The 18097-nt window shown below is 72.1% G+C and carries 21 protein-coding genes; 6 read left to right on the top strand and 15 right to left on the bottom strand.

Going from position 1 to position 18097, the window contains the following annotated elements; genetic code table 11:
- Window positions 1-57 precede the first annotated feature (57 nt).
- The 4 genes from JL475_RS02635 to JL475_RS02620 form a co-directional block, all read right to left on the bottom strand.
- A complete protein-coding gene (locus JL475_RS02635) occupies window positions 58-615 on the bottom strand; it encodes a cysteine hydrolase family protein (protein ID WP_202274728.1) in 558 nt (185 codons plus the stop codon).
- 27 nt (window positions 616-642) lie between these two features.
- A complete protein-coding gene (locus tag JL475_RS02630) occupies window positions 643-1599 on the bottom strand; it encodes an LLM class F420-dependent oxidoreductase (protein WP_202274726.1) in 957 nt (318 codons plus the stop codon).
- Between the two features lie 123 nt (window positions 1600-1722).
- A complete protein-coding gene (locus JL475_RS02625) occupies window positions 1723-3195 on the bottom strand; it encodes an aminotransferase class I/II-fold pyridoxal phosphate-dependent enzyme (protein ID WP_202274724.1) in 1473 nt (490 codons plus the stop codon).
- 42 nt (window positions 3196-3237) lie between these two features.
- The gene (locus JL475_RS02620) at window positions 3238-3660 is read right to left on the bottom strand and encodes a CBS domain-containing protein (RefSeq protein WP_202274722.1); all 423 of its coding nucleotides are present in this window, start codon (window positions 3658-3660) and stop codon (window positions 3238-3240) included.
- Between the two features lie 224 nt (window positions 3661-3884).
- Between JL475_RS02620 and JL475_RS02615 the strand changes: the two genes are divergently transcribed.
- Window positions 3885-6380 carry a molybdopterin oxidoreductase family protein gene (locus JL475_RS02615; protein ID WP_202274720.1) on the top strand — a complete coding sequence of 832 codons (2496 nt, stop codon included), beginning with the start codon at window positions 3885-3887 and terminating at the stop codon, window positions 6378-6380.
- Window positions 6377-6844: a hypothetical protein gene (locus JL475_RS02610; RefSeq protein ID WP_202274718.1), complete on the top strand. Its 468-nt coding sequence runs from the start codon at window positions 6377-6379 to the stop codon at window positions 6842-6844. Before JL475_RS02615 ends, JL475_RS02610 begins: the two co-directional genes overlap by 4 nt.
- A gap of 36 nt (window positions 6845-6880) precedes the next feature.
- Here the strand turns inward: JL475_RS02610 and JL475_RS02605 are convergent, their stop codons facing one another.
- The 9 genes from JL475_RS02605 to JL475_RS02565 form a co-directional block, all read right to left on the bottom strand.
- Window positions 6881-7942 (bottom strand): iron-containing redox enzyme family protein, encoded by a 1062-nt coding sequence (locus JL475_RS02605; protein WP_202274716.1) that lies wholly within the window; start codon window positions 7940-7942, stop codon window positions 6881-6883.
- Window positions 7939-8184, bottom strand: a complete 246-nt coding sequence (locus JL475_RS02600) for a CDGSH iron-sulfur domain-containing protein (RefSeq protein ID WP_202274714.1) — start codon at window positions 8182-8184, stop codon at window positions 7939-7941. Before JL475_RS02600 ends, JL475_RS02605 begins: the two co-directional genes overlap by 4 nt.
- The gene (locus tag JL475_RS02595) at window positions 8168-8869 is read right to left on the bottom strand and encodes a HemK2/MTQ2 family protein methyltransferase (protein WP_202274704.1); all 702 of its coding nucleotides are present in this window, start codon (window positions 8867-8869) and stop codon (window positions 8168-8170) included. Before JL475_RS02595 ends, JL475_RS02600 begins: the two co-directional genes overlap by 17 nt.
- Before the next feature lie 11 nt (window positions 8870-8880).
- Window positions 8881-9483: a flavodoxin family protein gene (locus JL475_RS02590; protein ID WP_202274702.1), complete on the bottom strand. Its 603-nt coding sequence runs from the start codon at window positions 9481-9483 to the stop codon at window positions 8881-8883.
- Window positions 9484-9663: 180 nt separating this feature from the next.
- Window positions 9664-10257: a DUF4291 domain-containing protein gene (locus tag JL475_RS02585; RefSeq protein ID WP_307824957.1), complete on the bottom strand. Its 594-nt coding sequence runs from the start codon at window positions 10255-10257 to the stop codon at window positions 9664-9666.
- A gap of 382 nt (window positions 10258-10639) precedes the next feature.
- Window positions 10640-10960 (bottom strand): GYD domain-containing protein, encoded by a 321-nt coding sequence (locus JL475_RS02580; RefSeq protein ID WP_202274698.1) that lies wholly within the window; start codon window positions 10958-10960, stop codon window positions 10640-10642.
- Between the two features lie 171 nt (window positions 10961-11131).
- Window positions 11132-11842, bottom strand: coding sequence for a hypothetical protein (locus JL475_RS02575; RefSeq protein WP_202274696.1), 711 nt, complete (start codon window positions 11840-11842; stop codon window positions 11132-11134).
- Window positions 11839-12420: an RNA polymerase sigma factor gene (locus JL475_RS02570; protein ID WP_202274694.1), complete on the bottom strand. Its 582-nt coding sequence runs from the start codon at window positions 12418-12420 to the stop codon at window positions 11839-11841. Before JL475_RS02570 ends, JL475_RS02575 begins: the two co-directional genes overlap by 4 nt.
- Before the next feature lie 4 nt (window positions 12421-12424).
- Entirely contained in the window at window positions 12425-13453 is a 1029-nt protein-coding gene (locus JL475_RS02565) for a serine/threonine-protein kinase (RefSeq protein WP_202274692.1), read from the bottom strand.
- A gap of 414 nt (window positions 13454-13867) precedes the next feature.
- Between JL475_RS02565 and JL475_RS02560 the strand changes: the two genes are divergently transcribed.
- A complete protein-coding gene (locus tag JL475_RS02560; protein ID WP_202274690.1) occupies window positions 13868-14344 on the top strand; it encodes an SRPBCC family protein in 477 nt (158 codons plus the stop codon).
- A 151-nt stretch (window positions 14345-14495) separates the two neighbouring features.
- Here JL475_RS02560 and JL475_RS02555 read toward each other — a convergent pair whose 3' ends face one another.
- Window positions 14496-14723: a DUF6480 family protein gene (locus JL475_RS02555; RefSeq protein WP_202274688.1), complete on the bottom strand. Its 228-nt coding sequence runs from the start codon at window positions 14721-14723 to the stop codon at window positions 14496-14498.
- A 469-nt stretch (window positions 14724-15192) separates the two neighbouring features.
- Here JL475_RS02555 and JL475_RS39720 point away from each other — a divergent pair, with 469 nt between their 5' ends.
- A complete protein-coding gene (locus JL475_RS39720; protein WP_237406050.1) occupies window positions 15193-15348 on the top strand; it encodes a hypothetical protein in 156 nt (51 codons plus the stop codon).
- A gap of 83 nt (window positions 15349-15431) precedes the next feature.
- Here the strand turns inward: JL475_RS39720 and JL475_RS02545 are convergent, their stop codons facing one another.
- Complete coding sequence (locus JL475_RS02545; RefSeq protein ID WP_202274686.1) at window positions 15432-16097, bottom strand: histidine phosphatase family protein; 666 nt, start codon at window positions 16095-16097, stop codon at window positions 15432-15434.
- 212 nt (window positions 16098-16309) lie between these two features.
- Between JL475_RS02545 and JL475_RS02540 the strand changes: the two genes are divergently transcribed.
- Window positions 16310-16975, top strand: a complete 666-nt coding sequence (locus JL475_RS02540) for a response regulator transcription factor (RefSeq protein WP_202275349.1) — start codon at window positions 16310-16312, stop codon at window positions 16973-16975.
- On the top strand, window positions 16972-18075 hold the full coding sequence (locus JL475_RS02535) for a sensor histidine kinase (protein WP_202274684.1): 1104 nt from the start codon (window positions 16972-16974) through the stop codon (window positions 18073-18075). Before JL475_RS02540 ends, JL475_RS02535 begins: the two co-directional genes overlap by 4 nt.
- The last annotated feature ends 22 nt before the right edge of the window (window positions 18076-18097 follow it).

The raw sequence follows: 18097 nt of genomic DNA, 5'->3' as shown, positions 1-18097 counted from the left end.
TGGTCGAGGGGTGGGCGGTCCCGGCGCTCGGGGGCGCGGCGGGAAGCACGGTTCCCGTCACGAGAAGTCGATCTCCTTCGCCGTGGTGACCCGGGCGCCCATGTTGCGCTCCATCATCTCCAGGGCGGCGGACTCCAGATGGGGATGGATGGAGGCGACGGCGTCCCTGGGCACGGTGACCTCCAGGTGGCGGATGTGCGCGTCCAGGGCGGAGTACAGGACGCACTGCTCGGTGACCTGACCGCTCAGCACCACGTGTCCGACGCCCAGCCGCCACAGGAGGTAGGACAGGGGTGTCTCGTAGAAGACGGAGTGGCGGGCCTTCACCACGAAGAGCGACTCGTCGTCGGGTGTTATCGGCTCGATCAGGTCGGCATGGGGCCCGGCCAGCGCGGTGTCCACGAGTTCCCCCTGGTGGGAGCGCCACAGGCCGAAGTTGTCGTTCGCGTAGATCACCGGCACGTCCGCCTCGCGGGCCCGTTCGACCAGCTCCGCCAGGACGGGTACGACGCGTCGGGCGGACGGTACGAGCAGCTCGGCGTCCTCGTGCTCATAGGTGTTGATCATGTCGATCACGACGAGGGCGAGGCTCGTCGCGTCCGCCGGCCGCTCCATGGCTCCACCGCCGTCCCTCGGCACGGGTCAGTCGCGCAGTCGCGGCAGGACCTTCGTGCGGTAGAAGTCGAAGAAGCCCTGCTGGTCCTTGCCGATCTGGTTGACGTACACGGTGTCGAATCCCGCGTCGACGAACGCCGACAGGGCCTCGACGTGCGTGTCCGGGTGGTCACCGCACGGTACGGCGGACGCCACCCGGTCCTCGGTGACCAACTCGGACGCCTGCTCGAAATGGCGTGGAGTCGGCAGGATCTGCGGCAGTTCCCCGGGCAGTTGCTCATTGGCCCACAGATGGTGCGCGGTGCGCAGCGCCTCCTGCCGGTCCGCGCCCCAGCACACCTTCAGTCCGCCGTACACCGGCTTGGTGCCGCCGCCACCGCGGCGGAAGCGCTCGACCACGGCGGCGTCGGGCGCCATCGTGATCAGACCGTCGCCGATGCGTGCCGCGACCTCGGCGGCCTGCGGGCCGAAGGCGGAGACGTCGATGGGCACCGGTTCGTCGAGCAGGGTGTACAGCCGGGCGTTCTCCACGGTGTAGTGCTTGCCGCGGTGGCTCGTCTGCTCGCCGGTGAACAGCTGCCGGATGATCTGGAGTGCCTCCTCCAGCATCTCCAGGCGTACCGGTGCCTCGGGCCAGGAGGTGCCCAGGATGTGCTCGTTGAGCGCCTCGCCGGTGCCCACCCCCAGTCGGAAACGGCCACCCAGCTGGACGGCGGAGGTGGCGGCCGCCTGGGCGATCACCGCGGGATGGGTCCGTACGAGTGGGCAGGTCACCGCCGTTTCGACGGGCAGCGAGACGGCCTGTGACAGGGCGCCGATCACCGTCCACACGAACGGGCTCTGGCCCTGCCGGTCGTTCCACGGATGGTAGTGGTCCGAGATCCAGAGGGAGCCGAAGCCGGCCTGTTCGGCCATTCTGGCCTGCTCGACGAGTTCAGCCGGGCTGTGCTCCTCGCACGACAGGAAGTATCCGAAGTCGGCCATCGTCTCTCCCGTCTCCCATGTGGAGCGTGTGGCGATCGGGGAACGTACCGCCGAGTACCCGGTGGCACGAGGCCTAACAGGGGACGCGGGCACGGCATGCGGGCACGGCGCGCGCGGTACGGGTCAGTCGTCCACGACGACCCGTACGGTGTTCAGGCGCCGGTCGGCCGCGTCCGGCAGGAACACACCGGCTTCGACCGCTGTGACCAGGTACTCCAGTACCGGCTCGGTCAGGCGTTCACCGGGCAGGGCCACCGGGATGCCGGGCGGGTAAGGAGTGATCATCTCGGCGGCGATCCTGCCGGAGGCCTCGGCCGCGGGGACCTTCGCATGCCGCGCGAAGTAGGCGTCCCGGGGCAGGAGGGCCTGGTCCATCCGCAGATCGGCCGGGGACGGCACGGCCACGTGCGGGGGGTCCCGCAGTTCGTCGGCGTGGTCGGCGAGATCACGCAGGGCGGTGAGGAGGCGCGCGGTGGTCTGCTCGTCATCGGCGTGGGTGAGCTGCGCGCTGACGCGCCGGTGGTCGAACAGATGGGTGTCGATGCGATGGTGCGCCCGCAGCCAGTCGGCGGCGCGGTAGCCGCTGGTGCCGAGGTCGCTGATGTCCATGACGACCGGGAGCGGGTCGAAGTCGGCTGCGCGACCGGGACCGCAGAAGTCCTTCGCGTCGTTGACGTGGAAGCCGTCGACCGCCTCGATGGCCGCACGCGTACGCTCGGCCGACTCCAGTGCACTACCCATGAGTTCCTGCCCGTGTTCGACCATCTGCCGACGCCACGCGTCGATGCCGGCGTAGATCAGGACGTTGGGGCTGGTGGTGCCGAGAAGGTCGGCCCGCGAGGCCAGTTCGGCGGGATCGACGAGGTCGCCCCGGAGGTGGAACACCGAGCCCTGTTCCAGTCCGCTGCCCATCTTGTGAATGCTCGTCACGCAGATGTCGGCGCCCGCGTCCATGGCCCACGACGGCAGGTCGTCGTGGAAGGGCAGGTGCGCTCCCCATGCCTCGTCCACGATGAGCGGTTTGCCGCGGCGGTGACAGACGTCGGCGATGCCCGCGAGGTCGGCCGCGGCTCCGTACGGGGTCGGGCTGGTGACCAGGGCGCCGTCGGCATGGGGATGTTCCGTGAACGCCCTGTCGTAGGCGGCCGCCGACGGGGGGTGGGCGAGGTGCCGGGAGGCGTCCCACTGGGGCTCCACCCACACCGGCTCGACGCCCGACAGGATGAGCCCGGCGACCACCGACTTGTGCGCGTCGCGTCCGACGAGGAGCGTGTGGTGCGGGCAGGTCACCGTCAGCATGGCGGCCTTCACCGACAGTGAACTTCCGCACGTCGAGAAGAACGTGTGGTCCGCGTGCACCGCGTCGGCCATGAGGTCCTCGGCCCGCGCCAGGACCCCGCCCCGGGTGAGCCGGTCGTCCAGACCGCCGTTGGCCAGGACGTCACCGAAGAAGACGGCGTCGCCCAGGACCGCACGGGCCCGTGGGTCCGCGCCGCGTGCCCGTTTGTGGCCCGGTGGCGTGAATCCCAACTCGTCCGCGTTCCCGTACCGGGCAAGAGCTTCGAGGATCGGGGCCTCGGCGTGGTTCGCACCCATGGGGGCCGGGTTCCCTCGGGCCCGGCCCCCATGCCGTCGGCATCACTGGTTGGGCTTCGCGGCGCTGATGTCGCCGAGAGCCGACTCGGGGTCGCGTTCGATAGCCAGGTCTCCGAGGGAGACGATGCCCACCGCGTGTTGGTCGTCGTCGACGACCGGGACCCGGCGGACCGCGTGCTCGCGCATCACCTGCACCACGAGGGTCAGGTCGTCGTCGGGGCCCACGGTGACCAGGTCCTCGCTGCACGCCTCGGCCACCGTGGTCCGGTTGGGGTCGCCGCCCTCGGCCAGGGCGCGCACCACCAGGTCACGGTCGCTGACCAGCCCGCGCAGCCGCTCGCCCTCGGTGACCAGAACGGCACCGACGTCCTGGTCCCGCATCATCCGGGCCACGGCCGTCACCGAGGCCTGGGGTTCGACGGTCGCCGGGGCACTCGTCATGACCTCGCTGACATGCTGAGTCATGGAACCATCCTTCCGTGTGGCGTGGGCGGTGCTCTCACCGCCGCTCGGCCTGCCGGGTACCCGTCGCAGTCCGTTCCCCACACCGTCGCCGGCGGATCCGGTCACCGGGAAGGGCCGGGAAGCCGGGAAGCGCCCGAGACGTCCCTGACGGCGTTACGGGAGTGGGGCGAGGGGTACCGAGGACGACGAGGCGGCGGACGCCGTCGGTGTGTCGGGAGGCGTACATGGAGGCTTCGGAGGCTTCGGTGGACCGGATCGCCCACCCCTGGGGCGGCCGTACCCCCTACGGCGCGCACGAGCCGTGGCCCGTACGCGTGGACACGTATCTCGAACCGGGGGTCGAGGCGAGCCGGGTGCAGCGATGGGTACAGGCCGCGTCGATCCTCCACTCCGACGGCGACGCGATGGACATCGCGGTCGTGGACGGGCGCATGGTGGGGGTGCGCGGACGGGCGGGCGACCGCGTCAACCGGGGCCGCCTGGGACCGAAGGACCTCTTCGGCTGGCAGGCGAACGCCTCGCCGGACCGGCTCACCCTGCCGCTGGTCCGCGAGGGCGGGCGGCTGGTGGAGTGCGACTGGGACACCGCGATGGAACGGATCGTCACCCGCTCGCGGGAGTTGCTCGAGGACCGCGGCCCGGGATCGCTCGGTTTCTACACCTCCGGGCAGCTGTATCTGGAGGAGTACTACACGCTCGCCGTGCTGGCGCGGGCCGGGATCGGCACCAACCACCTGGACGGAAACACCCGCCTGTGCACGTCCACCGCCGCCGAGGCGCTGAAGGAGTCCTTCGGCTGCGACGGGCAGCCGGGTTGCTACGACGACATCGACCACGCGGACGTGATCGGGATGTTCGGGCACAACACCGCCGAGACGCAGCCCGTGCAGTGGATGCGCGTCCTCGACCGGCTGGAGGGCCCCCGTCCGCCCCGCCTGGTCTGCATAGACCCGCGCCCCACCCGGCCGGCCCGCCGGGCGGCCGTGCACCTGGCTCCGCGGATCGGCACCAACGTGGCCCTGCTCAACGCGCTGCTCCACGAGATCATCCGTACCGACCGCGTCGACCACGACTACATCGCGGCGCACACGGTCGGCTTCGAGGAGCTGGCGTCCCGGGTGAAGGAGTGCACCCCGCTGTGGGCGGCGCGGATCTGCGACGTACCGGCCGCGCGGATCGGCGAGGCGGCGGAGCTCCTCGGCACGGCCGACCGGCTGCTGTCCACGGTCCTCCAGGGCGTCTACCAGTCCCACCAGGCCACCGCCGCCGCGGTGCAGGTCAACAACCTGCACCTGATCCGCGGCATGCTCGGGCGGCCCGGCGCCGGCGTGCTGCAGATGAACGGGCAGCCCACCGCCCAGAACACCCGCGAGTGCGGAGCCGACGGCGACCTGCCGGGATTCCGCAACTGGCAGAACGACGGCCATGTCGCCGACCTGGCAAGGGTGTGGAACGTCGAGCCGTCGGCCATCCCGCACTACGCCCCGCCCACGCACGCCCTGCAGATGTTCCGCTACGCCGAGCAGGGCTCGATCCACATGCTGTGGATCAGCGGCACCAACCCGGCGGTGTCGCTGCCCGAGCTGTCCCGCATCCGCTCGATCCTGGCGCAGGAGCGGCTCTTCACGGTCGTGCAGGACCTGTTCCTGACCGAGACCGCCCAGCTGGCCGACGTGGTCCTGCCCGCCGCGACCTGGGGCGAGAAGACCGGGACGTTCACCAACGCCGACCGCACCGTGCACCTGTCCGACAAGGCGGTCGAACCGCCCGGCGAGGCCAGGCCGGACCTGGACATCTTCCTCGACTACGCGGCCCGGATGGACTTCCGCGACAAGGACGGCGGCCCGCTGGTCACCTGGCACGACCCGGAGTCCGCGTTCGAGGCGTGGAAACGCTGCAGCGCCGGCCGGCCGTGCGACTACACCGGCCTCACCTACGACAAGCTGCGTGGGGGAAGCGGCATCCAGTGGCCGTGCGACGAACAGGCCCCCGAGGGCACGCAACGGCTCTACACCGACGGGATCAGCTGGGCACACCCCGACGTCTGCGAGAGCTACGGCAAGGACCTGCTGACGGGCGCGACCGCGGAGGCCGTCGAATACCGCTCCCTCAACCCGGACGGCAAGGCCGTGATCAAGGCGGCCGACTACCTGCCGCCCCACGAGGCGCCCGACGAGGACCACCCGTTCCAGCTGACCACCGGCCGCACCCTCTACCACTTCCACACGCGGACGAAGACCGCGCGTGCGCCCCAACTGAACGCCGCGGCCCCCGAGGTGTGGGTGGAGGCCTCCGTCTCCGACGCGGCCGCGCTCGGACTCGGCGAGGGCGACCTGGTCGAGGTCACCACACCCCGTGGCGCCCTGCGGGGGCGGCTACGGGTGACCGACATCCGCAGGGGGCTGCTGTTCGTCCCCTTCCACTACGGTTACTGGGACACCGAGGCCGGGCACGGCCCGGACGACGGGCCACCCGGGCGCGCCGCGAACGAGACGACGGTCACCGACTGGGACCCCGCGTCGAAGCAGCCGCTGTTCAAGACCGCCGCGGCCGCGCTGCGCCTGGTGGAACGCGCGGACGGTCATCACGCCCCCGCGCCGACCACCACCGCCTCGGCCGCCTCCCGCGCCGACTCCGTACCTCCCACCACCGGCGGGACGCCCGCCCTCGTCACCCAGTCGGGCGACATCTCCCCGGACCGTGAGGAGGGCGCCCGGTGAACGGTCTCACCCTCACCCTCCGCACGCTCCATCTCGGTGAGCAACGCCTCGCCGAGCAACTGACGACCGTGGCCGAACGCCACCGTGCCGAGCACGAGGTCCACCACGTCGCCACCGACCTCGCCGAGTGGTCCCACCGGCACATCGAGCGCCTGGCCGACGCCGCCCGCACCCACCACCTCGACCTCGCCCTCGACCCCCGGGCGGGAGCCGCCCGGGCCGCCGGGGCGGTGCCGCGACACCCCGAGCCCGGTCTGCTGCTCCTGCGGGACCTCCGGGAGCTGCACCTGGGCGCCGCGGAGAACTCCCTGCACTGGGAGATGCTCGCGCAGGTCGCGCAGGCCACCAAGGACGAGGGACTGCTCGCCGTGGTCTCCGAGTGCCATCCGCAGACCCTGCGGCAGATGCGCTGGACCAACACCCTGATCAAGACCCTCGCCCCGCAGATCCTGACGAGCCTGTGACCGGCCGCGGCCTCCCCGGGGCCGGAGCCGGAGCCGCTAAGCCGAAGCGCGGACGTCGGCTTCCAGCGGCCTGTCCCCGCGCAGTGCCGTGGCACCCTCGCGCCAGGCGCCGAGCAGCCTGGCCGCCAGGCGGGCCTCGAGATGGACGGTCGCGCGGATCCCGAACACCACCTCGGCGTCCAGGTGCGGTTCGCCCTCCAGGAGACCGCCGACGACGTCGTGCCGTACGACCTGCTCGTGCACCGCGTCCGCCTCCACGTGCTCGGCGTAGAACCGTACGGCCGCAGGGCCCGCGCCCACGCGGCGCAGCGCCTCGGCGAGGCGGCGCGAACCCGGGGACGAGGTCGTCTCGACGGCGGCGAAGTGCCCGACGAGCGCCGCGCGCAGGGCTCGGTGCAGACCGAACAGGGACATCAGGTTGACGGTGGCGAGCGCCTCGGCCGGGGCGGCGTCGACGTAGTGGCCGTACGCCGTGTCCAGCCGCAGGTCCTCCATGAGGTCGGCGAACAGTTCCGCGTGGATCTCGTCGGCGCGGCCCGCACCGAACTCGTCGAACTCGACGGCGACCATGGCGGCCTTGGCCCGCCCGTGCAGCCGCGGGAGGACCCAGGCGTGCGGATCCGCCTCCTTGAGGTGGTACAGCGAGCGCAGCGCGGCGTACTCACGCAGGTGCTCGAGGCCGCCCTCGTCGCGGAGGAAGTGGGAGACGCCGCCGTCGTCGCCGACCGGTTCGAGCTGGAGTTCGTCCAGCGCCTGCCGGGCCGTGTCCGTGCCGTCCACCGGCACGTCCTCGCGCAGCGCGCTCAGGAAGCGACGCTCGAGCGCACCGCGACAGGCCAGCAGGCCACCGTCCCACTCAAGGCTGTCGGGGACGCCCTGGAAGCCCTGGTAGTGCAGTTCGTAGAGGACGTAGAGGGCGAGTTGCAGGTCGTCGCCGTAGGCGGGACACCGCTCGGAGGACGGCACACTCCCGGGGGCCGTGCTCCCGGGGGCCGATCCCCGCAGGAGAGCGGTCACCGCGGCGGAGAGCGGGCCGCGCGGCTCGGGCAGCGGCGGAGGCAGCAGCCGGAGCCGGCGCCGGGGGGCGGGGCCGGTCATGGGGTGTCGCCCTCCTTCCGCTCGGTACGGGAGCCCGGGTCGGAGGGTTTGCAGCGGCGCCGATGGCTGGTGTCGCACCAGGGGAAGACGCGGCTCCGGCGACAGGTGCAGACAGCCACGGTGAAGCGCCGGGAGACCGTCACCTCGCCGTCCTCGCCCACCACTTCGACCGGCCCCTCGATGAGCAGCGGCCCGTCGCGCTGGACGCGGACGCGGCGGGGGCGTTCAGGCGTGTTCGGCACGGATGACCACCAGTTCCTCCGTCGTTCCGTCGGCCGCCAGACCCTGCTCGCGCAGCCAGGCGAGCCGTGAGCGCAGCACCCGGCCGAAGGGCAGCCGGGTCCGGTCGACCACCTCCGGGCGCAGACCGGCTTCCTCCAGACGGGTCAGGGTGGCGTCGACGCCGCACAGGTGCGAGTGCACGATCAGGAGCGTCCCCGTCGGCCGCAGGACCGTCGGCGCGCTGTCGCAGATGCGGTCGATCAACAGCCGGCCGTCCGATCCGGCGTCCCAGGCCCGGGCCGGGCCCCGCGGCGAAGCGGTGTTCGGAGCGGGCACATAGGGCGGGTTGGTGATCACCAGGTCGAAGCGGCGGCCGGGCACGGCCGTCGCCAGGTCGCCGTGGCGCACCCGCAGGGACTGCCCGTTCAGCCGGGCGTTCCACCAGGCGGTGGCGAGCGCCCTCCACGAGATGTCGACCGCGGTGACCCGGCCGCCGAGCCGGGCCGCCTCCACCGCGAGCAGGCCGCTTCCGGTGCCGAGGTCCAGCACGTCCGTGCCTCCCGTGATCCGCTCGCGACCCAACGCCCGCTTCAGGAGCCCGGTGTCGGTCTGCGGGGTGTACACGCCCCGGGGGACCCAGCAGCGGAGACGGGGAGCGGCGGTGGGGGGTTCGGCCTGCTCGGAGGCCGGGAGGGGGGCTGTCATGGGCGCCTCTCTCAGCCACCTGCCCGCAAGGGCAGCGCCGACAGGGCCCGCGCGACACCGAGGAGGTTGTCGGCCATGGCGTGACCGGTGCTGTGCGCCCAGTCGCGGCCCCGCTGTTCGTCCAGGTAGTCGGGACCCGGGCCGGGGCCGAGGTGCCAGTACGTCCAGGCCTGGCCGGGAATCGTGTAGCCGATGTCGGCGAGGCCCCCGGAGATCTCGCTGATGACGTGGTGCGCGCCGTCCTCGTTCCCGGTGACGACCACGCCGGCCACACGGTTGTAGGCGACGGGACGGTCCTCGTCGTCGGTCTCGGACATCATCGCGTTCATGCGTTCGAGGACGCGCTGCGCCACCGAGGACGGCCGGCCCAGCCAGGTGGGCGAGGCGATGATCAGGATCTCGGACTCCAGGAGTCTCGAGTGGACCCGGCGCCACTCGTCGCCGTCGCCGGCGTCGGTGACCACGCCGGGGGCGATGTCGAGGTCGACGGCCCGTACGGACGTGACCTGCACGTTCTGTTCAGAGAGCCGCTTCGCCACCACGGAGGCCGGCGTCTCGGTGTCGGAAGGCTCGGGGGACCGCTTGAGAGTGCAGTTGACGACGAGTGCTTTCACGACCGCTCCGACGTCGGGGACAGGTGGCCCGCTGCGCGCACATCCACCGGCAGCGCCCCACGAGTACCCCGTGGCACCGGACGTAACGAGCTCGGAGAAGACACCGGCCCGCCCCGGGCGGCCCCCTGCGACGCCACCCCGGCTCCGGGCCGTGGCGGACGTCTCGACCGGCGACCGCCCTCAGGGGCGCAGGTGATCCAGGAGCCCCTCGGGAACCGGGTAGGGGAGTTCTCGGGGAAGAAGCCGCCGGGCGGCTTCCAGGTCGCCGCCCCGGACATGCCCGTGGATCTCGTGCGCGAGAGCGGTGGTGTCGGTGACGGAGACCGTCCACTCGTCCGCGTAACGGCGTGCCGCTTCGCCGGCGAGCCCGAGTTGCAGCGAGCGGTGGGCGAGCGGCCGCAGGTGCACGTCGCGCTCGGGGTCCCATTGGACCCGGGCCGGGGCCCGCTGCAACTGCCGCTTCCAGGCGGCCCGGTCGGTGTGCAGTCCGCGCTCGTAGTGGGACAGGCAGGCGTGCTCCAGCGCCCACTCGAAGCCCTCGCGGGTGATCTCGACCGCGAGGACGACCTCCTGCCCTTCCTTGGCCCCCCACCCGCAGCGGTACATCATCCAGAGGAAGGACGGCTTGATCCACGTCATCCGGTCCCGCTTCCAGGCCGCCGGGAAGCGGCCCTCCCGGGCCGCGGGCAGGCCGATCTCCGGTGGATACGCCTGGTGGACGACGACCGTGGAGTCGGTGTGGCGGGCGCGGATCCGGTGTTTGGGTTCTTCCACGGTGACAGCGTGCGGAACCCGCCCGACGCGCGCCATCGAATTACCCGGGCACTCGGTTGCCGAGCCTTTGTCCACGGGGAGGCGCTCGGCGCGAGGCCGCTCATGGGCCAGCCAGGTGGGGACGGTCCTCGAGTGGGGGATCGCTCAGCGACTGTCCCCGCCGGTCGGCGTTCGGCTCCGCCCGGGCCGGTGGGCCGGTGCGGAGGAGGCGTGTCCGAGCATCCGGCGACAGAGAGGGGCTTCAGCGGCCGGCAGGGCTGCCCGGCGCCGGGCCGGGACGGCCTTGTCGGCGGTGCGGCGGGCGTGGGCGGGCCCGGGGTCGTGGGCGCCGCGCCCCCGGGGGAAACCCGGGGGCGTGCCGGAGACGACTCGTGGCTCTCGGCTACCTGCCGGGGGCGCGGAAGGTGACCTCTCGGCGGGTGGCCTCGTCGATCTCGTCGAGGGTGAGGAGCGGGGTGGCCCGGGTCTGGAGGGCGCCGCTGGCCTTGACGGCGAGACTGACGGCGGCCATGGAGACCGCGTCGGGGAAGTCGACGATGAGCACGGTGTCGCTCTCCCCGAAGGCGAAGTACATGGTCTCGACCTTCCCGCCGAGGCCGGTGACGACCTGGTCGACGGCGGCGCGGCGGCCGCTCGCGCCGTCCTTGAGCAGGCCTTTCGCGCCCTCGGGCGTGTAGGTGGCCTGGATGAGGAACTTCGGCATGGGGACGCTCCGTACTCATCGGTTGTCGGTGTGCAGAGTGACCTTCCCGCTGCCACGTCGGCCGTCGGCCACCGGGCGGCCGGATTCACCCGTTGGAGGCTGAACCGTGGCGTAGGGCCGAGAGGGGCGCGGGCACGGGGCCGGCCGGGGCAGGGCTCCGGCCGGCGCAGCTCAGTCGGACGGGTGGAGGGTGGCGCCGGCCACGACCGACCTGTCGGCCGCGAGCAGGTGCACCTCGGTCACGGGCGACGAGCCGGCGGGGTAGGGGGCGACCCAATGGGTGTAGCCGGTGGTCAGGGAGAAGGTGCCGATGGTGGTGGTGGAACCGTCTGCCCGTTCTATCCGGCAGGTGAGTGTGCCGTGCAGGGCCGCCCGGGCGTGTGCGGGAAAGTCGGCGACGTCCACCGACATGTACAGCCAGTGCGGCTGACCCGTGTAGGCGAAGACGCGTCCGACGTCCCGGCTGTGGGAGGTGAGGTCGGCGCTGAGCAGCCGGTCGGGCCGGGCGGGTCCGGTGTCGGACGGTGAGGGCGCGGAGGTGACGCCGATCGCCCATCCGCCCACGGCCAGCGCCGCGGCTGCCACAGCGGCTGCGAGGCCGAGGGCGAACCGTTGGCGCAGTGTCCGGCGACGGCGTCGGGGCGACAGTCCGATGCGCTGGAGCACGCGGGTCTCGAACCCCTCCGGCGGCTCGTGTCCGGGAATCAGGTGGAGCAGTTCGTCGGCCGTGCGCGCCAGCTCCCGGACGTTCTCCCGGCAGGTGGGGCAGCGCTGAAGGTGGGCCAGGGCCTCGGCGCGCTCCTGGGCGGGCAGTACTCCCAGCGCCACTTCGGCGGCGCTGTCCCGCAGCCGTCGGCATGCGAAGGTGTCGTCGCCGGTCATGATGTCGTGTCCTGCCTGTGCGTCAGGGTCGCGCGCAGCTTGGCCAGCGCCGTCCTGATCCGGGTCTTGGCGGTGCCGAGGGGGATCTGCTCCAGGTCCGCCACTTGCTGTGCGGTCATGCCGTAGATGCCGGCCATGACGATGGCGCGGGCCTGGCCCGGCGGCAGCTCCGCGATGGCCCGCCGCAACTCGGCCGACTCCTCGTCGGCCACCGCCAGCCGCTCAGGGGTGTCGGTGGTCCCTTCCAGCAGCGGCGCCATCCGGGTGGGGTCCACGGGAACAGCCCTGCGGGAGCGTACGGCGTCGATCGCCAGGTTGTGGGCGATGGCCGCCAACCAGGTACGGACCGATCCGCGGCGCGAGTCGTAGACCTGGGCGTGGCGCCAGGCCTGTTCGAAGGTCTGCTGGGCCACGTCCTCCGCGAGCTGGGCGTCGCCGGTGACCGTCATGGCCACCCCGAAGACCTTGTGCTGGAAGCGACGGACGAACGCCACCGCGAACTCGGGGTCGTCGGTCGTCAGTCCCGCCAGCAGCGCGTCGTCGGGCATCTGCTCCAGGGAAAGCCCCAAATGCCGCATACCACTAATACGTAGCATCATTGCGGAGGGATTGTCCGAGGGTCTGCTCGGGCGCCGGTGGCTCCACGTCCCTGCGGTGGGAGGGCAGCAGCGCGTCGAGCGCCGCGGCGAGGGAACCGATGCCCGGCCGGGCGGCGGGGTCCGGTTCCAGGCACGCGTCGATCGTGGTGGCGAGCGCCCGCGGCAGGCGGCGCCGGGTGCCCACGGGCGCGGCCCTGCCCTCCAGTTGCGGGTACCGGTGCGGTCGGCCGCAGGTGTCGCCGAGGCTCGCGGACGCCGGCGGGGCGCAGGGGCTGTCGGCGGGCTCTTCGTCCGTCGTGGCGGAGGTGACCTCGGGGAACGGGAGGTCACCGGTGGCGGTCTCGTACAGGGTGATGCCCACCCCCCACACATCCGCGGCGGCGGACAGGCTGCCCCCGCGTGCCTGTTCGGGGGCGAGGTAGCAGCGGGTGCCGATGCCGGCGGGTGCGGGCCCCGGCGGGCGGGCGACGCTGAGGTCGAGGAGTTTGGCGCGCCGGCAGTCGATGATCACGTTCGAGGGCTTCACGTCCAGGTGCAGCAGGTCCCGGCCGTGCAGGTAGTGCAGTGCGGAGCACAGGTGCAGGCCCAAGAAGGCCACGTCATGGGCGGCGAGCCGGCGCCGCAGGCGGCCGATGAGGTGGGTGACGGTCTCGCCGGTCAGTGTCTCCAGGACGACGAGGGGCTCGGGCGTCTCGACGGTCTCGTACGCGCGGACCAGATGCGGGTGGCTGAACGCCTGCAGCCAGCGGCCCTCGCGCAGGAGCCGTTCGCGCAGTCGTGGTTCGTGCCGGCGGTCCGGACGCAGCGTCTTCACCAGGCAGCGGCAGTCCCGCTCGTGGCTCCAGGCGTCGTACACGTCGAGCCATCCGGTCCTGGTCAGGTGGGCCAGGATCTCGTAGCCGGCGACCGGGGTCGCTCCCGGCGGCAGGGGCGGGGCCGGCGGGGCGGCCCGGTGCCGGGGGACCACTCGAGGCGCGGGGCTGTTCCCGTGGATCCCGTCGGGACGGCTCATGGGAAGGCCTTGATCACGGAAGCCGCGGCAGCGGGGTCCGCGGGGGTGTGCAACCGGTGCAGTCGGGCACATGACGACGGTGATCGCGGTGCTGGGACATCCTTCCCTTCCTGTGCCCGGTGGACGTGTCCTGCCTGTCTTCGGAGTGCCTCCTGGCGGGTGCCAGGTGACTGGAGAACGACATGATCCTTGCCTTCATCTCGCACGGTTCACTAGGACATACGTGCGATCTCCCTCGGGGGATGGCGTTCGGCAGGGTTTTTTCCGCGTACGGAATCCTCTTCGGCGCTCACGGGCGACCTGCGCCGGCACGTCGTGTCCGACGAACGTGAACCGGGCTCGATCCGGGTCTTCACGTCTCCGGGCCCGGGTACCCGGCGTCGTGCCCGAACGACCGCACGTGAGGAGGAGTCAGTGAGCACGGTGAAGGAAACGGTGGACGTCGAGGTGCCCGTCCGCACCGCCTACAACCAGTGGACGCAGTTCGAGGAGTTCCCGGAGTTCATGGAGGGAGTCGAGGAGGTGCGGCAGCTCGACGAGCGGCACAACCACTGGAAGACCAGCATCGGCGGGGTGCGGCGCGAGTTCGACACCGAGATCGTCGACCAGTTGGCGGACGACCGGATCACCTGGCGGGTGGTCGACGGCGAGACCCGGCAACGGGGATCGGTCAGGTTCGAGCGGCTGGACGACACCCGCACCCGCGTGGAGCTCACGATGGACGTCGAGCCCACCGGCATGGCCGAGAAGGGCGCGGACGTGCTGGGCGTGATCGACCGCCGGGTCAAGGGAGACCTGCACCGCTTCAAGGACTACATCGAACAGCGCGGCGGAGAGACGGGCGCCTGGCGAGGACGCATCCGGCCCGAAGAGCCCGGCTCGGCCGTCTGACGACTCGGGACGCGAAACGGGAGGCCGCGCCGGACGAGCAGCTCGGCAGCTCGTGAGCAGCCCGACTTCCCCCGGCTTCTGGAAACGGCCGGATCCGTCGACCCCGGCGGCCGAGCGGCTCGGCCGCCGGGGTCGACCGGCGACCGAAGCGCTACGCGATCAGGGACACCACCATGGCGACCAGTCCGATCGCCACCAGCACCACCACCACCATGATCAGGACGAGTGCCAGCGGCCCCCACCCCTTGCGCGGTTCGTGCGGCTCCGGATACGAGATGCCGGAAGTGCCGCCTTCGGCGGGTGGCGTCTCACCGGGGGACACACCGCCGCCTGGTGTGATCCCCGGGGTCCGCCCCGGTTCGGGATCGGGAGTCGTCATGGCGCACGCTCCTCTCGGCGCTCGTCTGCCATGTGCCTGTGGGTCGGTGCGACCACTCGCCCCCGGTGACCGGAACGGCACCGACGTCCTGGTCCCGCGTCGTCCGGGCCACGGCCGTCACCGAGGCCTGAGTCCGACGGTCGCCGGGGCGCTCGTCATGACCTCGCTGACCTGCTGAGTCATGGAACCACCCTTCCGTGTGGCGTGGGCGGTGCTCTCACCGCCGCTCAGCCCCCGAGTACCCGTGGGCGACCGGTCCTCACGCTGTCACCAGGGACATGCGGAGGACGGTCGGAACCGGTGATCGCGCACGGGCTCCGTACGCACCGGCCGGGCGAGGAACCACGGCCGGCCCCACCACCTGTACGCGGCGCTCGTGCCCGGACGGGAGGCTTCCCGGCCGCCGTGCCGGGCTGCGTGCCGTCGGCCGGGGTGCTCGTGACCAAGCTGGTCTCCCTCGTCCCGCGCGATGACCGGGGCGCCGCTGCCGACCCGTCAAGCGGTCGTCGGTGTGTTCGATCCGGTCACCGGCGCGCCCGCCGCACTGCTGGACGGCACGATCGTCACCGCCGCCCGGGTGCGGGCGGTCGGCGAGGACATCGCACTGGCTCGATCTGCTCCCTGAGCCGAGAGGGCGCTTGCCCGGGACGTGTCAGGTGGGGGCTGAACATCGCTTCGTGGGCATGCTGTGGGCGGGCTGTGGGCGCGCTACGGGTACGCGTCGGGGGTCACCGAACCGAGCGCGGCGCCCAGCGGATCGCGGTGAGCCCGACGCCGTGCCACAGGGGTCGCCCGGAGACGGCCCGGCTCGGCGCGAGGCGTGGGACCGAGGCGCACGTGCCAGCGGCCGTTCCGGGAGGACAGGCACACCGTGGTCGAGGGCGCCACCGTGACGTGCCAGAACGCGCTCACCGGTTCCGACAGGGCGTGGACCAGCGCGGCCCGGATCACGGCCGGTTCGGTGACGGCCACCACGCGCCCCGCGTGTGGCGGCAGGCCGTCCAGCCAGTTCGCGACCCGACGGCAGAACTGGCGCACGGATTCGCTTCCGTGGGGTACGGCGTCCGGGTCCGTCAGCAGGGCGGAGAGCCCGTAGGGATCGGTGGCGGCGACCTCGGCAGCGGTACGGCCGCGCCACTCGCCGTAGTCGAAGTCGCGCAGCGCAGGCTCCACCTCGGTCGTGAGGGCGAGGGCATGAGCGGTCCGCGCGCAGCGGAGGGAAGGCGCCCGGACGGCCATCGAGTACCGGGGCAGGACCGCTGCGACGGCGTCTGCGCCGACCGGGCCGTGCTCGCGCACCGCAACGTCACCGAAGAGCGGCCTGCTCGTTTCGCCCCCGGCGATCGAACAGAGAAACGTCAGACTGATCGGCATCCGGCTGGTCTCCTTCCTGCGACGAGGTACCGACTGCTGCCTCCACCGTCGGGCACTGCCGCTCGTGAACCCATCCGGCACATGTCCGGAGCCGTCCCGCCGACCGGCTGGAACAGCCCCGCCACCTGGCGGCTGTCGGTCCCGGCACCGGGAAGCGCGCCCGGTGGCGGGTACACATCGGACAGTGGGACCCGATGGCGAGTGGAGCACGCATGATCCGGGTGATGGTGGTCGACGACGAGGCGCTGATCCGTACCGGTTTCCAGCACATTCTCGAGGCGGCGGACGACATCGAGGTCGTGGCGGCGGTCCCCGGCGGCCAGGCGGTCCGAACGGCACAGGAGCGACGCCCCGCCGTCGTACTGCTGGACATCCGCATGCCCGACGTGGACGGCCTCACCGTCCTGGCCGACCTCCGCGGACTGCCGCACCCTCCGGTGGTGGCCATGCTCACGACGTTCGGCATGGACGAGTACGTCACCGCGGCACTTCGCTCGGGCGCCGCCGGCTTCCTGCTCAAGGACACCGACCCGGAGCAACTGCCCTCCCTGGTGCGGACTCTGGCAGACGGCGGCACCGTCCTGTCGTCGGAGGTCACCCGAACCGTCGTGGACGGCTACCTGAACGCCGGCCCGCAGCAGGAGGCCGTCCGCAGCCTCGACCGGCTCACCGACCGCGAGCGTGCCGTACTCGCAGCCGTTGCCGAGGGCCTGACCAACGCCGACATCGCCGCACGGATGCACCTGAGCATCGGCACGGTCAAGGACCATGTGAGCGCCGTCCTCACCAAGCTGGAGGTGGGCAGTCGCGTCCAGGCCGCCCTGCTCGCGGAACGCGCCGGCTTCCTCAGACCGCCGAGGGACCAGGAGGAACCATGAGCGCCCGCCGCCCGCCCGCCCCGCTGCTGGACGCCGCCCTCGTCGCGGCGGCACTGCTCGACGTCTGGGCCCATGCCGATGCCTCCGAGCCGCTGCGCTTGGCCTGCGCCCTGCTCGCCGCGTTCGTCCTTCTCCTGCGCCGGCGCCTGCCGAAGCTCACGTTCCTGCTCACCCTTCCCGCCGTCATCCTCTCCGACTCGGTCTTCGCCGCCCTGGCCGCGCTGTACACGCTCGCCTCGCTCACCCGTGGCCGCACTCTGCTGGTCGTCTGCGCCGTGACGTTCACCTTCAGCGATCTGATCTCGTTGCCCTCGCCGGGATTCGACTTCTCGACACCGTCGACCTTCATCGCCCTGGGCTACACGGCGGCGACGGCGGCCGCACCGGTCTTCCTCGGTCAGCTCGTGCAGGCCCGGCGCGATCTGTCGTTGCGACTCGCGGAGATCTCCCGGGCACGCGACCACGAGCGGCAGCTGACCGCCCAGACCGTGCTGGCCAGGGAACGCACGACACTCGCCCGCGAGATGCACGACGTCGTCGCCCACCAGGTCAGCCTCATCGCGGTGCGGGCCGGGGCCCTCCAGGTCGGCAGCCACGACCCCGAAGTCCGGCAGGCCGCAGCCACGATCCGGAAGCTGAGTGTGCAGACGCTGGAAGAACTGCGGCACATGGTCAGCGTCCTGCGCACCGCCGGGGGCGATCCGGTGGAACTGGTTCCGCAGCCCTCTCTCGCCGATCTCCGGCGGCTGGTCGACAACAGCGGTATCGAGACCGAGCTGCGGACGGACCTGCCGGACAGTCTGCCACCGCCGGTCCAGCGCGCCATCTACCGCACCGTCCAGGAGGCGCTGACCAACGTGCGGAAGCACGCGCCCGGCGCGACAGCGGTCGTACGCATCCGCCACGAGCACGCGGCGGTCCGCGTCACCGTCACCAACTCACCGCCGACGCGTCCCGCTCTTTCCCTTCCCGGCGCCCACCACGGTCTGGTCGGCCTGCGCCAGCGTGCCGAACTGCTCGGCGGCACCGTCACCTGCGGCCCCACGACGGAGGGCGGCTACCGACTGAGCCTGACCCTCCCGGCCGTCGGCACACGGTGACGAGGCGAGCCGAGTGTGCTCG

The organism is Streptomyces sp. M2CJ-2, assembly GCF_016757295.1.
GTDB lineage: Bacteria > Actinomycetota > Actinomycetes > Streptomycetales > Streptomycetaceae > Streptomyces.
The sequence above is the reverse complement of the archived record's forward strand: the minus strand, read 5'-3'. Positions and strand labels throughout refer to the sequence as shown.

Coding starts and splice junctions, on each gene's coding strand:
- JL475_RS02635 (WP_202274728.1), bottom strand. CDS start 615: ATGGAGCGGCCGGCGGACGCGACGAGCCTCGCCCTCGTCGTGATCGAC.
- JL475_RS02630 (WP_202274726.1), bottom strand. CDS start 1,599: ATGGCCGACTTCGGATACTTCCTGTCGTGCGAGGAGCACAGCCCGGCT.
- JL475_RS02625 (WP_202274724.1), bottom strand. CDS start 3,195: ATGGGTGCGAACCACGCCGAGGCCCCGATCCTCGAAGCTCTTGCCCGG.
- JL475_RS02620 (WP_202274722.1), bottom strand. CDS start 3,660: ATGACTCAGCATGTCAGCGAGGTCATGACGAGTGCCCCGGCGACCGTC.
- JL475_RS02615 (WP_202274720.1), top strand. CDS start 3,885: ATGGAGGCTTCGGAGGCTTCGGTGGACCGGATCGCCCACCCCTGGGGC.
- JL475_RS02605 (WP_202274716.1), bottom strand. CDS start 7,942: ATGACCGGCCCCGCCCCCCGGCGCCGGCTCCGGCTGCTGCCTCCGCCG.
- JL475_RS02595 (WP_202274704.1), bottom strand. CDS start 8,869: ATGACAGCCCCCCTCCCGGCCTCCGAGCAGGCCGAACCCCCCACCGCC.
- JL475_RS02580 (WP_202274698.1), bottom strand. CDS start 10,960: ATGCCGAAGTTCCTCATCCAGGCCACCTACACGCCCGAGGGCGCGAAA.
- JL475_RS02575 (WP_202274696.1), bottom strand. CDS start 11,842: ATGACCGGCGACGACACCTTCGCATGCCGACGGCTGCGGGACAGCGCC.
- JL475_RS02570 (WP_202274694.1), bottom strand. CDS start 12,420: ATGCGGCATTTGGGGCTTTCCCTGGAGCAGATGCCCGACGACGCGCTG.
- JL475_RS02565 (WP_202274692.1), bottom strand. CDS start 13,453: ATGAGCCGTCCCGACGGGATCCACGGGAACAGCCCCGCGCCTCGAGTG.
- JL475_RS02555 (WP_202274688.1), bottom strand. CDS start 14,723: ATGACGACTCCCGATCCCGAACCGGGGCGGACCCCGGGGATCACACCA.
- JL475_RS39720 (WP_237406050.1), top strand. CDS start 15,193: ATGACCGGGGCGCCGCTGCCGACCCGTCAAGCGGTCGTCGGTGTGTTC.
- JL475_RS02545 (WP_202274686.1), bottom strand. CDS start 16,097: ATGCCGATCAGTCTGACGTTTCTCTGTTCGATCGCCGGGGGCGAAACG.
- JL475_RS02540 (WP_202275349.1), top strand. CDS start 16,310: ATGATCCGGGTGATGGTGGTCGACGACGAGGCGCTGATCCGTACCGGT.
- JL475_RS02535 (WP_202274684.1), top strand. CDS start 16,972: ATGAGCGCCCGCCGCCCGCCCGCCCCGCTGCTGGACGCCGCCCTCGTC.